15 protein-coding genes and 3 tRNA genes are annotated in these 13,563 nt (G+C 52.6%); 9 read left to right on the forward strand and 9 right to left on the reverse strand.

Features of this window, described 5'->3' with window-relative positions; translation table 11 throughout:
- Positions 1–5: 5 nt before the first annotated feature.
- Together OKF39_RS04005 and OKF39_RS04010 are read right to left on the reverse strand one after the other, a co-directional pair.
- Positions 6–479, reverse strand: a complete 474-nt coding sequence (locus OKF39_RS04005; protein WP_041911301.1) for a threonine/serine exporter — start codon at positions 477–479, stop codon at positions 6–8.
- Complete coding sequence (locus OKF39_RS04010) at positions 470–1,246, reverse strand: threonine/serine exporter family protein (protein ID WP_028015422.1); 777 nt, start codon at positions 1,244–1,246, stop codon at positions 470–472. Before OKF39_RS04010 ends, OKF39_RS04005 begins: the two co-directional genes overlap by 10 nt.
- Positions 1,247–1,654: 408 nt before the next feature.
- On the opposite strand from OKF39_RS04010, the gene OKF39_RS04015 reads away from it, so the two are divergent.
- Complete coding sequence (locus OKF39_RS04015; protein ID WP_041911300.1) at positions 1,655–2,392, forward strand: helix-turn-helix transcriptional regulator; 738 nt, start codon at positions 1,655–1,657, stop codon at positions 2,390–2,392.
- A complete protein-coding gene (gene bglJ, locus OKF39_RS04020) occupies positions 2,389–3,024 on the forward strand; it encodes a DNA-binding transcriptional activator BglJ (protein WP_479983794.1) in 636 nt (211 codons plus the stop codon). Before OKF39_RS04015 ends, bglJ begins: the two co-directional genes overlap by 4 nt.
- 40 nt (positions 3,025–3,064) lie before the next feature.
- Here the strand turns inward: bglJ and OKF39_RS04025 are convergent, their stop codons facing one another.
- Positions 3,065–3,523 (reverse strand): YbaK/EbsC family protein, encoded by a 459-nt coding sequence (locus tag OKF39_RS04025; RefSeq protein ID WP_023331967.1) that lies wholly within the window; start codon positions 3,521–3,523, stop codon positions 3,065–3,067.
- A gap of 328 nt (positions 3,524–3,851) precedes the next feature.
- Here OKF39_RS04025 and OKF39_RS04030 point away from each other — a divergent pair, with 328 nt between their 5' ends.
- Complete coding sequence (locus OKF39_RS04030; RefSeq protein ID WP_028015425.1) at positions 3,852–5,198, forward strand: PTS sugar transporter subunit IIC; 1,347 nt, start codon at positions 3,852–3,854, stop codon at positions 5,196–5,198.
- A gap of 96 nt (positions 5,199–5,294) precedes the next feature.
- Here the strand turns inward: OKF39_RS04030 and fhuF are convergent, their stop codons facing one another.
- Together fhuF and OKF39_RS04040 are read right to left on the reverse strand one after the other, a co-directional pair.
- Positions 5,295–6,083 carry a siderophore-iron reductase FhuF gene (fhuF, locus tag OKF39_RS04035; RefSeq protein WP_479983505.1) on the reverse strand — a complete coding sequence of 263 codons (789 nt, stop codon included), beginning with the start codon at positions 6,081–6,083 and terminating at the stop codon, positions 5,295–5,297.
- A 94-nt stretch (positions 6,084–6,177) separates the two neighbouring features.
- Complete coding sequence (locus OKF39_RS04040; RefSeq protein ID WP_479983506.1) at positions 6,178–7,242, reverse strand: GGDEF domain-containing protein; 1,065 nt, start codon at positions 7,240–7,242, stop codon at positions 6,178–6,180.
- Between the two features lie 216 nt (positions 7,243–7,458).
- Here OKF39_RS04040 and OKF39_RS04045 point away from each other — a divergent pair, with 216 nt between their 5' ends.
- Complete coding sequence (locus OKF39_RS04045) at positions 7,459–7,728, forward strand: DUF1435 domain-containing protein (RefSeq protein ID WP_032644970.1); 270 nt, start codon at positions 7,459–7,461, stop codon at positions 7,726–7,728.
- A gap of 41 nt (positions 7,729–7,769) precedes the next feature.
- On the opposite strand, the gene OKF39_RS04050 is transcribed toward OKF39_RS04045, so the two are convergent.
- The 4 genes from OKF39_RS04050 to rsmC form a co-directional block, all read right to left on the reverse strand.
- A tRNA-Leu gene (locus OKF39_RS04050) sits at positions 7,770–7,856 on the reverse strand.
- Between the two features lie 33 nt (positions 7,857–7,889).
- Positions 7,890–7,976 (reverse strand) — tRNA-Leu (locus tag OKF39_RS04055).
- Between the two features lie 28 nt (positions 7,977–8,004).
- Positions 8,005–8,091, reverse strand: a tRNA-Leu gene (locus OKF39_RS04060).
- 174 nt (positions 8,092–8,265) lie between these two features.
- On the reverse strand, positions 8,266–9,294 hold the full coding sequence (gene rsmC, locus OKF39_RS04065; RefSeq protein ID WP_047363626.1) for a 16S rRNA (guanine(1207)-N(2))-methyltransferase RsmC: 1,029 nt from the start codon (positions 9,292–9,294) through the stop codon (positions 8,266–8,268).
- A 102-nt stretch (positions 9,295–9,396) separates the two neighbouring features.
- Here rsmC and OKF39_RS04070 point away from each other — a divergent pair, with 102 nt between their 5' ends.
- From OKF39_RS04070 to osmY, 5 genes are all read left to right on the forward strand, one after another.
- Positions 9,397–9,810 carry a DNA polymerase III subunit psi gene (locus OKF39_RS04070; RefSeq protein ID WP_479983507.1) on the forward strand — a complete coding sequence of 138 codons (414 nt, stop codon included), beginning with the start codon at positions 9,397–9,399 and terminating at the stop codon, positions 9,808–9,810.
- Complete coding sequence (gene rimI / locus OKF39_RS04075) at positions 9,779–10,222, forward strand: ribosomal protein S18-alanine N-acetyltransferase (protein ID WP_028015431.1); 444 nt, start codon at positions 9,779–9,781, stop codon at positions 10,220–10,222. The genes OKF39_RS04070 and rimI overlap by 32 nt, the downstream gene beginning before the upstream one ends.
- Before the next feature lie 19 nt (positions 10,223–10,241).
- A complete protein-coding gene (gene yjjG, locus OKF39_RS04080) occupies positions 10,242–10,919 on the forward strand; it encodes a pyrimidine 5'-nucleotidase (protein WP_479983508.1) in 678 nt (225 codons plus the stop codon).
- Between the two features lie 91 nt (positions 10,920–11,010).
- The gene (gene prfC / locus OKF39_RS04085; RefSeq protein WP_028015433.1) at positions 11,011–12,600 is read left to right on the forward strand and encodes a peptide chain release factor 3; all 1,590 of its coding nucleotides are present in this window, start codon (positions 11,011–11,013) and stop codon (positions 12,598–12,600) included.
- Between the two features lie 300 nt (positions 12,601–12,900).
- A complete protein-coding gene (gene osmY / locus OKF39_RS04090; protein ID WP_028015434.1) occupies positions 12,901–13,518 on the forward strand; it encodes a molecular chaperone OsmY in 618 nt (205 codons plus the stop codon).
- The last annotated feature ends 45 nt before the right edge of the window (positions 13,519–13,563 follow it).

Genomic DNA, 13,563 nt, shown 5'->3' on the forward strand with positions numbered 1-13,563 from the left:
AAATATCAAACGCGCGGGCGTTTGCGGTAGAGCCATAGCCCGGGTATCGACAGCCCGATAGAGAGCGCACCGACGATGGAGGACGCCTTAAGAAAGTTGCTAAGGAGAAGAATCATCTGCGGCTCGGTGTAGCCAAAATGGCTGATTTTCACCGCGGAAATCATCGCCGTATAGGCAGATATGCCGGGGAACATCGGGATAACGGCGGCGACGGTGAACACTTTCGGATGCGCCAGATACCAGCGCGACCACTGAATACCGATGCTGCCGACCAGCATAGAGGCGATAAACGTCGACCATTCGATGTTAAAGCCCGCCGTCATCATCACCATTCGCGAGCCGTGGCCAATTGCGCCCAGCAGCGCACACCACGGCAGAGCGCGTTGCGGAACGTTAAATACCATCGCAAAGCCGACGGCAGGAATGGCCGCCAGGGCCATGTCCTGTGCCAGCGCCAGCAGAAAATCTATTACGCCCATCCTCGTAACCCCCACAGCGTCATCGCCATCACCACGCCGATGCAGGTCGCCAGCGTCAGCAGGCTGGCGATAGCCCAGCGTGCCAGCCCGGTATTGATGTGCCCTTTAAACATGTCGGCAACGGCGTTAATCAGCGGGAAGCCCGGCACCAGCAGAAGCACGCTGGCGGCCATCGCAATCGTCGGGGTAGCGGCAAACTGCGGCAGGCGCAGCAGCAGGCCAGACACCGTAGTGGCAACAAACGCGGTAATGCAGAAGTTAATTTGTGGGTGCAGCTGCCGGTGCGTCAGCAGCTGGCGCACGTACATGGCGATGCTGCTGGCGAAAAAGGTGACGATCGCGCCGTCCCAGCCGCCTTTATTGAGCTTACAAAAACAGGCGCATGACAGCCCCACCATGAGCACGACCAGCCAGCGTGGATAACGTAATGGCTTGATTTGGTTAAAACGTTTTTCAATCTCCTTGAGATCGAGAAGCTTATGCTCAGCCAGGATGACGATGTGCTGGACCTCGGTTACAACGTGCATATTAATGCCGCGGTCGTGATTTTTACGGGTGGACGTAAGACACTGCCCGTCTTTAATGGTGGTCAGCACAATGGCGTTGGACGAGATAGCGCTCTCAACGCTGTCCATCCCCAGCGCCAGCCCCAGCCGGGTTGAAAGCTCCTCGACCAGCGCGCTTTCCGCGCCGTGCTGGAGCAGAAAAAGACCGCACTGAATACAGAGCCGCGTGATAGCACGCTGCGTTGACCGATCTGCCTGCATGTATTATCCCGAAGATAAGGTGAATAGTTGCCGGTTGGCCCGTAATGCCTACTTTTAGCACAAAGTGCAGTGGCTCTTGCTGTGGGTCAGATCAAGGTTTATGCAAACAGTTACCCCCCTCGTCACGACGACTTACAGGATTAATTTATTAATACGATGAATTATTAATTTGAAATAATAAAATATTTGTATTTAGAAATTCTAATTTTATTTTGTTGTTATTTTAATGTCTGCACAATTAAATTGATTTGCGCTTTATGAGATATTAGCGCTGTTTTAGGCATTTCCTAAACTAAGAACATATCTCATCTTCTGCTTGTATTAATCTTTTTATACTCAGGGAAGAAAATATTTATACCTTGGTGCGTTTTACATGACGCACCGAAGGAAAATGGACACGGAGGGTCTATGTTGTCGTTGCCTGGTAAGCATGGCGTTGTCATTAGCCGGATACCCGTCATGCAGAATGGGTTAGGGGACGTGATGGCACGTCATTTCCCCGATTTTGAATTGACCTACTGCCGCTCACTGCAGGAGTTAACCCTGCTTCAGTTGCGCCGCGCAGATGTGATTATCGCCGACGTTTCAGGCGAATACAGGAACCCACGGGGTACGCTCGAAGAGTATTACCGCTTACTGAACCAGTACCGGGAAATCCACTGGATCTTTTTGGTCTCCCGGCCGTTTTACCCTATTGCCGTTGAGCTGCTTATGCGGCCGGAAAGCACGCTGCTTTCTGATATGGAACCTATCGAAGGTGTCGTTAACGCTATCCGGGCAGGGAGTGAACGCGCAGAACGGATAAGCCAGACGTTATTAACCCCAGAACCTGAGGAAAGTGAGGATGACGACGAACACTTTATTGCGCTCACGCACTCAGAACGTAAGGTGCTTCGCCTGTTAGGCAAAGGGTGGGGGATTAACCAAATCGCTACGTTGCTTAAAAAGAGCAATAAAACGATCAGTGCGCAGAAAAACAGTGCGATGCGAAGGCTCTCATTGCGGAGTAATGCCGATATGTACGCCTGGATCAACAGTACACAGGGAATGAGAGAGCTGAGTTTAATGTCAGCCTATGGAGAGTTCGAGGAATGGAAAAAACCGATTCAACAAGACATATCGCCATCATCGAAAATTGCTCGATGAGTGCGGTCGGGCTGCAGCATCTTTTTACGCAGCCTGAACTCAGCCAATATCAACTGCACCTGTTTAATGATTTTGATGGCTTTAAGAAAGCACTGCTACACGTGAATTTTTTCTCGCTGATCTATTCGCTTTCCGATGCGCGAGAAGAACGACGTAACTGCCTGGCGCATCTGCGGGATCTCGCGTTTACGCATAGCCATATTCAGCGCATTATCCTGGTCTCGGATGAGATGGAGGCGAGGTTGATTAGCCATCTTTCGCCTTCACGTCTTCACGGTGTGGTCAGTAAATCGGTGACCCTTGAACACCTGCTGAAGGAGTTAGTGGTATTGTTGAGCGAAACGCTGCGCATTAATGACAATATGCTTAACCACTGGTACTGCAGTCAGAACCGGATGTTAAGCCCAACGGAAAGAGCAATTTTACGTTATATGTCATGCGGATATTCCATTCCCGAAATCGCGGCGCAGCTTGAACGCAATATCAAGACTATTCGCGCGCATAAGTTTAATGCGATGGTGAAGCTAGGGGTGAATTCTGACGTAGGATTGCTTGATGCAGCGGATATTCTTACCCATCTTCCGGTTAGAGAACCGAGAACTGTGGGGCTAAGCAAACCGACATTTTTGTAACCTGTGCCTTTTGCGCGCCAGATATGCCCTGGCGCGCCATTCAGATGCACACATCAACCCACTTTGCTGAAGTCAGCTCTGCCATTCTGTCCGGAGAAATACGTACGGCGCTATGGATAGCGCCAGCGGCGGGAAGCACTTCAGCGTATTGTTTTAAAGAGATATCGCAGTAAACCGCAAGTGGGTTTTCAAGCCCAAACGGGCAGACGCCACCAACGGGATGACCCGTCACGGTAACCACTTCATCACTGCTGAGCATGCGTGCTTTCGCGCCAAACGTGTCTTTCAGTTTTTTATTATCCAGACGCGCATCACCCTTCGCCACCACCAGAATCACCTCATTTTTAACCTTCAACGATAGGGTTTTGGCGATTTGTCCCGGCTCTACACGGTGGGCGGCAGCAGCCAGCGCAACGGTAGCCGTACTCTGGCTAAGTTCTATTACCTCTATTTCCGGCGCGTTGTCGGCAAAAAACTGCTGTACGGACTGCAAACTCATTGTTTCCTCCTGACAAATATCCTGCGTAATCTGTCATAAGAATTTATGCTCTGTAAATATCTCTTAAGTAACAAATATCCAGGATGGCTGATTTCTGGATCCTCTTCACAATCACAGAAACCGGTTACAGTAACCGGTTGCAGAGCGTGATGCGTAGATTAATACTGAGTATGTAACGTCCCCTGTATCCAATAATAAGAGCCAATTATGAAACCATTTCGTCTGAGCAGTACCGCTGGTACGCAAGCCAGCAAGGTTGTGAAGCTGATTTATGGAACAACGTGCGGCGCGAGCGCGCCTGTAATAAACGTCTGACAGGAGATCAATCATGTCTGCCAACCATGCTGCGTTTAATCTGATATTCCGTTTCGTTGAAAATTACGTGAGCCCGATCGCCGGGCGGATCTCGTCCCAGCGTCATGTCATGGCTATTCGTGATGGGTTCATCTCCGCGATGCCGTTCATGATTGTGGGTTCATTTTTATTAGTGTTTGCTTACCCGCCGTTTTCGCCTGATACCACCTGGGGTTTCGCGCGCGCCTGGCTGGATATGGCGAAGCAGTTTGAAGGCCAGATCCTGACGCCGTTTGATATGACGATGGGCATTATGTCCATTTATATCTGCGCGGCCATCGCCTATAACCTTGGCAAACATTATGTCAAAACGCACCAGCTGGATCCGTTCATGTGCGCCATGCTGTCGCTGATGGCGTTTCTGCTGGTTGCCGCCCCGAAAACCAAAGGCACGCTTCCCGTCGATAGCCTGGGTGGAACGGGTATTTTTACCGCCATTCTGGTGGCGATTTACTGCGTTGAAATGATGCGTTTCCTGAAGGCGCATAACATCGGTATTCGCCTGCCGGACCAGGTGCCGCCGATGATCAAAAACTCCTTTGACCTGCTGATTCCGGTGCTGGTGGTGGTGTTAACGCTTTATCCGCTGAGCCTGGTGATTCAGTCTCAGTTTGACATGCTGATCCCGCAGGCAATTATGTCCATCTTCAAACCTCTGGTTTCCGCGGCGGATTCGCTGCCCGCGATCCTGCTGGCGGTGTTGATTGGTCATTTGCTGTGGTTCGCCGGGATCCACGGGGCGGCTATTGTCTCCGGGATGCTGCAGATGTTCTGGCTGACTAACCTCGGAGCGAACCAGACCGCGCTGGCTGCCGGCCATCCTCTGCCACATATTTTTATGGAAGCCTTCTGGACGTTCTTTATCGTGATTGGCGGGTCGGGTGCGACGATGGGTCTGGTGATTTGCTATCTGCGCAGCCGTTCAGCGCATTTACGCTCTATTGGCCGATTGAGCGTGGTGCCCAGCTTCTTCAACATCAATGAACCCGTTATCTTCGGTACGCCGATTGTAATGAACCCGGTGTTCTTTATTCCGTTCCTGCTAGCCCCGATGGTTAACGCCGTGCTGGCCTGGGCGGCGATGACATTTGATCTGATTGGTCGTGTTATTTCAGTTGTTCCCTGGACGGCACCGGCACCGATAGGCGCAGCATGGGCCCTGGGCTGGGATTTCCGCGCGGCTATCCTGGTTGTGGTTCTGGCCTGCGTGTCGGCAATCATCTACTACCCGTTCTTCAAGGTGTACGAGAAGCAGCTGCTGGAGCAGGAAGCGGAAGAAGCACAGCGTAATGGGGAAGAGGACAATCAGCAGGTGGCTTAAAGACGTTGTGCCGGGTGGTGGCTGCGCCTTACCCGGCCTACGAGTCGAGGTTTTTGTAGGCCCGGTAAGCGAAGCGTCACCGGGCAATTCACTGCACTACTTCAGCGTGCAATCCCCGCACTGCTTAACGTCCGGCAGGCGATAGCGCTGGCAGCAGGTACGACGCACCAGAAGCCCGTCACGGAGCACAACGGTACGGAATAACGGATTATCGCGACCATCGGAAAGCTGTTTGGCAAAGAAGCAGGACTGGCGCAGGGCCTCCACTTTCTCATCGCCAAGCAGCGGCTTCATTTCTGTTAAATACCAGTGAATTAAATACCCGGTATTACTCCAGATAAGCTTCCCGTTGATCTCGCCCGTTGCTTCAAGTGCCTCTACCACTGGGATCAGGGCCTGGATGACAAGCTGTTCCAGACGTTCCTGAGCAGAGAACTGCTCTGCGCCGCGATCTTCGTGCAGATCAATCCAGAAGCAGGCTGCTCGGCCAGTTTCGTGGAACTCGACGTGAAAATGATCCGGGGAGAGCGCCAGCATGCTCTTTTGGGTTAATACCGCCAGCATGAGCGGGGGAACCATCAGCCCGATATACCACTGTGCCCACAGGGAAAGCAGAGGTTTATTTTCCCGCGTTAGGTTCGGCTGATTGCGATAGATATGGTCGGAATAGGTTGCAAGCAGCGACTGCAGCGTAGAGGGCTGCTGCCACTCAGCGAGCGTCATGGCGTGGTGCGGGGGCGCTTCATCAAGCCTGATAAAGTCCAGCAGGTGGGCGCGCGTCTTAGCAATCTTGTCCCGTATGGCATCCGCAAGCGACGCATTCCCGCTGGTGAGGGGCGCTCGCCAGAGGAGTGGTTCAACGATGTGTGCGGTATGCGTAGCCATAGTTGAGATAGAAATCTAAATGATAATGATTGCCAATCCTAACTATTGCTCATACCAATGGCAAGACTTTTGTCCTGATTAACCGAAGACGCGCTTAAGCGGTTTGTAGCTCTTCACTCAGCAGAATGTTATTGCGACCTAAATGCTTTGCTTCATAGAGGGCTCTGTCCGCTCTCTCCAGAGCGCTTTCCACGTCCTCGTTTTCGAAAATGGCAATACCGATGCTGATGGTGACATTGGTGGCGACGCTTTCGTTGAACAGATGGGGGATTTTCAAATCATAGACTTTCTGACGGATCCCCTCTGCCGTATGGCGGGCGTGTTCAAGTGAAATATTCGTCAGCAGCACCATGAACTCTTCCCCACCGAAACGCGCCACAATATCGCGCGAACGGACGGCATCACGAATTGCCGCAGAGACGCGCTTCAGCGCCTGGTCACCCATCATATGGCCATAATGGTCGTTATAGGCTTTGAAGTGATCGATATCCATCAAAAGAACAAAATGTTCGCCGTTTTCTACCGCCGGCAGGTTCTCCAGACGGCTTTGCAGGCCGCGACGATTATAGAGCCCGGTTAGCGGGTCCATCATACTGAGATCGGTCAGAGTTTCCCGTTCTTCCAGCAGGCGAGAGAGCAGCTCCTGGGCGAAGCGATCGTTGCGCCGTTGCAAAATGTTATGAATAGCAATAGCCACCACAGGAAGTGCGAAAGAATAGGACATTCTTAGCCATATATCCTGGTCACTTAACCACAGGCAGACAATAAAGGCGGGGAGCGAGTGCAGCGTAAATGCTTTGATATTACTGGCGAAGGCCAGTGTTCCGATAAAAAGCACCGTGAGTAAAGCTATTATCAAATACATCGCCTGGTCATGGGTAATTAGCGAAAATTTCGAATCTATTTGCCAGGCCCACAAAATACCAAAGATTGCTGAAACGGCAGGAATATTTATCTTCCGCGCGCGTTTTTTCCAGTGCCAGACGAACAGGCCAGTACTGATCGCGAAAATAGCAATCAGAGGGGCAGAAAACACGCGTACAGAATAGAGCGGGTTTGTTACCGAGAACACGGCTGACGTTGCGTTCAGAAATAAAAATAAACGTAACGATAATTGATATTTTCTTTGAACCAAAGACCGCCAGGATTGTGATGTCATAGTCGTGCGTTTTTATTAAAACTTAATTAAAACAGATGAATAGGTGTGGTTTCGCACTTAATTATGCAAAAAACTCAAAGCGTAATTATAAGAAAAAGTTTATGTGTAGTTAACAGGTGAGCAATTTATCACCTTAGGAAATTTCTGTCATTCTACATAAGGAGAAAGGGCGATTTTTTTTGCTTCACCGCGCTGACAAATGATAATTTTTATCATATGATATTGTTTATCATTATCGTTATGAAAGGGCGATGTATGTTGAACAGGGCGCTGGGAAGTGCATGGGGAGTATTGCTGCCGGGCGTAATCCTTGGCGGTTTGATGTTTGCCGATCTCTCCATCGAAAGCTGGAAGGCCATCATTGTGTCAGGGCTACTGATGACGTCAGGCATGATCTGGCATAAGCACCTACGCCATTATGTGTTACTGCCATCATGCGTCGCATTAGTCAGCGCAATTCTGGTGATAATGATGAGTTTGAAATAACAGGGAAAATAAGAGGTATTACAGAAGGGAGATAAGATAATTGGTGCGAGGGGGGGGACTCGAACCCCCACATCCGTAAGGACACTAACACCTGAAGCTAGCGCGTCTACCAATTCCGCCACCTTCGCACAGTCATCTTACTATTTTTGATATCGCCTCGTTGGTGCGAGGGGGGGGACTCGAACCCCCACATCCGTAAGGACACTAACACCTGAAGCTAGCGCGTCTACCAATTCCGCCACCTTCGCCCAGTGCGAGCAATATCAACGTGATTTATGGTGCGAGGGGGGGGACTCGAACCCCCACATCCGTAAGGACACTAACACCTGAAGCTAGCGCGTCTACCAATTCCGCCACCTTCGCATACCATCGATACTGTAAAAGTATCGTAACCACGGAGGCGCATTCTAGATGTTTTCAGCTTTACGTCAACAGAAAAGTGCGCACCTTTTATTGATTGCTGTAAAAATGGACGGAATTGCGACGCCTGCTTGCCAGATGGCGCTGGCGCTTATCCGGCCTGCATTGTATGGCGAATTATTTCTTTGCCTGACGCGTCATCACGGTGCGGTAGACCTTAAAGCGGCCCGTCTGGGCGATCACTTCGTGGAAGCCGAAGGTTTCGTCCAGCACTTTCGGGTACGCCAGGAAGGCGTTCGCCACGATGCGCAGCTCGCCGCCGCTGTTGAGGTGGCGAGTCGCGCCACGGATCAGGGTTTGCGCAGCTTCGAGGCTGGTTTCCATCCCGTCGTGGAACGGCGGGTTAGAGATGATCATGTCAAAGCGGCCGGTGACGTCAGAGAAGACGTTGCTGGCAATCACGTCGCCTTCAATGCCGTTGGCCGCAAGCGTTGCGCGGCTGGCTTCTACCGCCGGGGCGCTCACGTCACACAGGGTTAAACGCACTTTTGGTGAATGGCTGGCAAGCACCGTTGAAAGCACGCCCGCGCCGCAGCCCACGTCCAGCACTTTGCCTTTGGTGTGCGGCGTCAGGGTGGAGAGCAGCAGCTTGCTGCCCGTATCCAGCGCGTCACGGCTGAAGACACCCGGCAGGGTTTTGATGGTCAGGCCGTCAAGCTGGTACTCGTCCCAGAAGGTGTTGGCATCGAACGTTGTCTGCTTTTCCAGACGGCCATGATACAGACCGCAGCGACGTGCACTGTCGACTTTGGTCAGCGGCGCGTAGGCTTCCAGCATCTGCTCGGCGCTACGGACACCGCTGCGGTTTTCACCGACCACGAAAATATCGCAGCCAACCGGCAGCAGGGAGAGCAGGTTCATCAGCTGGAACTGGGCTTCCGGCTTGTTCTTCGGCCAGTAGTAGATCAGCGTATCGCAGTCGGCAATATCGCTCTGCTCCGCCACCAGGCTGAAGCGTGCGCGCTCGCCCATCTGGCGGCTCAGCACCTGCCAGTGGTGGTAGTATTGGGTGTGGGCACGGCTTTCAGCACAGTCGAAACGCGCGGGCAGGTCATCCTGCATATCTCCGGCAAACAGAATACGGCTTTCTTCGAAATCATCACTGTGACGCAGCAAGACTTCACTTGCCGGGGTAAATGCAGACATGAATTGTTCCTCAATAAACTCAGGCGGGGATTATAGTAGGTAGATGGCGCACTTTCGACACATTTGCTATATTTGCGCGCCTGAGAGACAGGAGTTATCCCTATGACATCCCGACGAGACTGGCAGTTGCAGCAGCTGGGCATCACCCAGTGGGCTTTGCGTCGCCCGACGGCGTTGCAGGGCGAAATCGCCATCTCCATCCCCGCGCACGTTCGGTTGGTGATGGTGGCGGAAGAACTGCCTGCCCTGAATGAGCCCCTGATCGGTGATGTCCTTCGCTGCCTGAAGCTGACGCCCGACCAGGTCTTACAGCTGACGCCGGAACGGGTTGCCATGCTTCCTCCTGATAGCCGCTGTAACAGCTGGCGCATCGGAGAGACAAACGACATCTCTCTTCAGGGGAGCCAAATCAGCTCACCAGCGCTGGACGAGCTGAAAGCCAATCCAAAGGCGCGCAGCGCGCTATGGCAACAAATCTGCGAATATGAACACGATTTCTTCCCTCACGACGCCTGACCTGACCGCAGCGTTCGCGATTGAAACACGCGCCCACGCCTTTCCGTGGAGCGAAAAAACGTTTGCCAGCAATCAGGGCGAGCGCTATCTGAACTACCGTCTGGACGTTGACGGCACCCTGGCCGCGTTTGCCATCACGCAGGTGGTTCTTGACGAGGCGACGCTGTTTAACATCGCCGTCGACCCGGCGTTTCAGCGCCGTGGGCTGGGCAGAGAACTGCTTGAGCATCTCATTCGTGAGCTCGAAACCCGCGACGTTTTCACCCTGTGGCTGGAGGTGCGCGCGTCGAATGTCGCCGCCATCGCGCTCTATGAAAGCTTAGGCTTTAACGAGGCGACAGTCCGACGTAACTACTACCCCACCGCAGAGGGACGTGAAGACGCCATTATCATGGCTCTGCCAATTGGATAACGAATATAAGGTTGTAACGATGAAATGGGACTGGATTTTCTTTGATGCCGACGAAACGCTGTTTACGTTTGACTCGTTCGGCGGCCTACAGCGGATGTTTCTCGACTATAGCGTGACCTTCACCGCCGAAGATTTTCAGGACTATCAGGCGGTGAACAAGCCGCTGTGGGTGGATTACCAGAACGGTGCCATCACCGCGTTACAGCTACAGCACCAGCGATTTGACGTCTGGGCGGAGCGCTTAAAGGTCAGTTCGGGGACGCTGAACGAGGCTTTCCTTAACGCCATGGCCGATATCTGTGCGCCCCTGCCGGGCGCGGTTTCCCTGCTGAATGCGTTGAAAGGCAAGGTGAAACTGGGGATCATCACCAACGGTTTTACCGCCCTGCAGCAGATCCGCCTTGAGCGCACCGGCCTGCGCGATCATTTTGACGCACTGGTGATCTCGGAAGAGGTCGGCGTGCCGAAACCGGATCCGCGAATTTTCGATTATGCGCTGGCGCAGGCCGGTAATCCCGACCGCGATCGCGTGCTGATGGTGGGTGATACCGCAGAGTCTGATATTCTTGGCGGTATGAAGTCAGGTTTGTCGACCGTCTGGCTGAATGCGCATGGCCGCGTGAAGCCTGAAGGCATCGAGCCAACCTGGACCGTCACGTCATTGACCGAACTGGAGCAACTCCTGTGTAAACAATGATTGCCTGCCCCCCGTTGATGGGTAAAATAGCCGCAATTTTGTATTCCATGATGCGTGGCGTGCTGCCGCGCTTATAAAAGAAGATTTAATTATGACGTTGTCTCCTTATCTGCAAGAGGTGGCCAAGCGCCGTACTTTTGCCATTATCTCACACCCGGATGCCGGTAAAACGACCATCACCGAGAAGGTGTTGCTGTTCGGACAGGCGATCCAGACTGCGGGTACCGTTAAAGGCCGTGGCTCCAGCCAGCATGCAAAATCTGACTGGATGGAGATGGAAAAGCAGCGTGGTATTTCGATTACCACCTCCGTGATGCAGTTCCCGTATCACGACTGCCTGGTGAACCTGCTGGACACCCCGGGGCACGAAGACTTCTCCGAAGATACTTACCGTACCCTGACGGCGGTGGACTGCTGTCTGATGGTGATCGACGCCGCGAAGGGTGTAGAAGATCGTACCCGCAAGCTGATGGAAGTTACCCGTCTGCGCGATACGCCGATCCTCACCTTTATGAACAAACTCGACCGTGACATCCGTGACCCGATGGAGCTGATGGATGAAGTGGAAAACGAGCTGAAGATCGCCTGTGCGCCAATCACCTGGCCAATTGGCTGCGGTAAGCTGTTCAAAGGGGTTTATCACCTCTATAAAGACGAAACTTACCTGTATCAGACCGGTAAAGGCCACACCATTCAGGAAGTGCGCATTGTGAAAGGTCTGGACAACCCGGATCTCGATGCCGCCGTTGGCGAAGAGCTGGCCGCGCAGCTGCGCGACGAGCTGGAGCTGGTGAAGGGTGCGTCTCACGAGTTCGACAAAGAACTGTTCCTGAGCGGCGAAATTACCCCGGTCTTCTTCGGTACCGCGCTGGGTAACTTCGGCGTTGATCACATGCTGGACGGTCTGGTGGAGTGGGCACCTCAGCCGATGCCGCGTAAAACCGACACCCGCGAAGTGGAAGCGAAGGAAGAGAAGTTCACCGGCTTCGTCTTTAAAATTCAGGCCAACATGGACCCGAAACACCGCGACCGCGTGGCCTTCATGCGCGTGGTGTCCGGTAAGTATGAGAAGGGCATGAAGCTGCGCCAGGTGCGCATCGGTAAAGATGTCGTGATTTCCGACGCGCTGACCTTTATGGCGGGCGACCGTTCGCACGTTGAAGAGGCGTATCCGGGCGACATCATCGGTCTGCACAACCACGGTACGATCCAGATCGGCGATACCTTCACCCAGGGCGAGATGATGAAGTTCACGGGTATTCCGAACTTCGCACCGGAGCTGTTCCGTCGCATTCGTCTGCGCGATCCGCTGAAGCAGAAACAGCTGCTGAAAGGCCTTGTTCAGCTCTCTGAAGAGGGCGCCGTGCAGGTATTCCGTCCAATCGCCAACAACGATCTGATTGTCGGCGCGGTCGGTGTGCTTCAGTTCGACGTGGTGGTTGCGCGCCTGAAGAGCGAGTACAACGTGGAAGCGATTTACGAATCGGTCAACGTGGCGACCGCGCGCTGGGTTGAGTGTTCTGACGTGAAGAAATTCGAAGAATTTAAGCGTAAGAACGAAATTCAGCTGGCGCTCGATGGCGGCGACAACCTGACCTATATCGCGCCAACGATGGTCAACCTGAACCTGACGCAGGAACGTTATCCAGACGTTCAGTTCCGCAAAACGCGCGAACACTAATCCTCTCCCGGAGCACGGCAATCGCCGTGCTCTTCTTTTATTCCTGTCTTATTAGTCCCTTGCGGAATGTTCTTAATTCACCGCAAATTCACGCTATTCGCGCGTTTTTTACGCAATTCTGAAAGCGGCATTGTGAGAGTGATCTATATTTAACTCAGTGTTTAGCACCGGGCATGGATGAATTAACTGTTCAATGCATGTCGATTGGTTCTCCATTTCGCCCGTGTGTTTATTCGCGATATATAAAACTACTAAGGAAGTATTTAGCCCGAATAACGGGTAAAACACAGGAATACATCGATGAATATGACAAGACTGAAGATTTCTAAAACTCTGCTGGCTGTAACACTGGGTAGCGTTCTGGTTAGCGGTTCCGCCCTGGCGGAAAGCAGCACCATGGATAAAGCACAGTCCACGGCCGACACCGCAGGGCAAAAAATCGATAGCTCTATGAATAAAGTCGGTAATTTCATGGACGACAGCTCTATCACAGCAAAAGTGAAAGCCGCACTGGTGGATGATGAAGCCATCAAGAGCACCGATATTTCCGTTAAGACCGACAAAAAGGTCGTTACCCTGAGTGGCTTTGTTGAAAGCCAGGCCCAGGCCGAACAGGCTGTGAAGGTGGCGAAGGGTGTCGAAGGTGTTGCATCCGTGAGCGATAAACTGCACGTTCGCGACGGTAAAAACGCCTCGGTGAAAGGTTATGCCGGTGATGCCGCTACTACCAGCGAAATCAAAGCTAAACTGTTAGCAGATGACATCGTGCCGTCTCGTAAGGTGAAAGTGGAAACCACCGATGGCGTGGTTCAGCTTTCCGGTACGGTTGATTCACAGGCGCAAAGTGAACGCGCCGAGTCAATTGCGAAAGCCATTGATGGTGTTAAAAGCGTTAAAAACGATCTGAAAACGAAGTAATTCTGGACCATTCGCCCGTAAGGTTTAACCCTGCGGGCGAAATAA

Source organism: Enterobacter cloacae complex sp. HYC042_NIDB, from assembly GCF_056673315.1.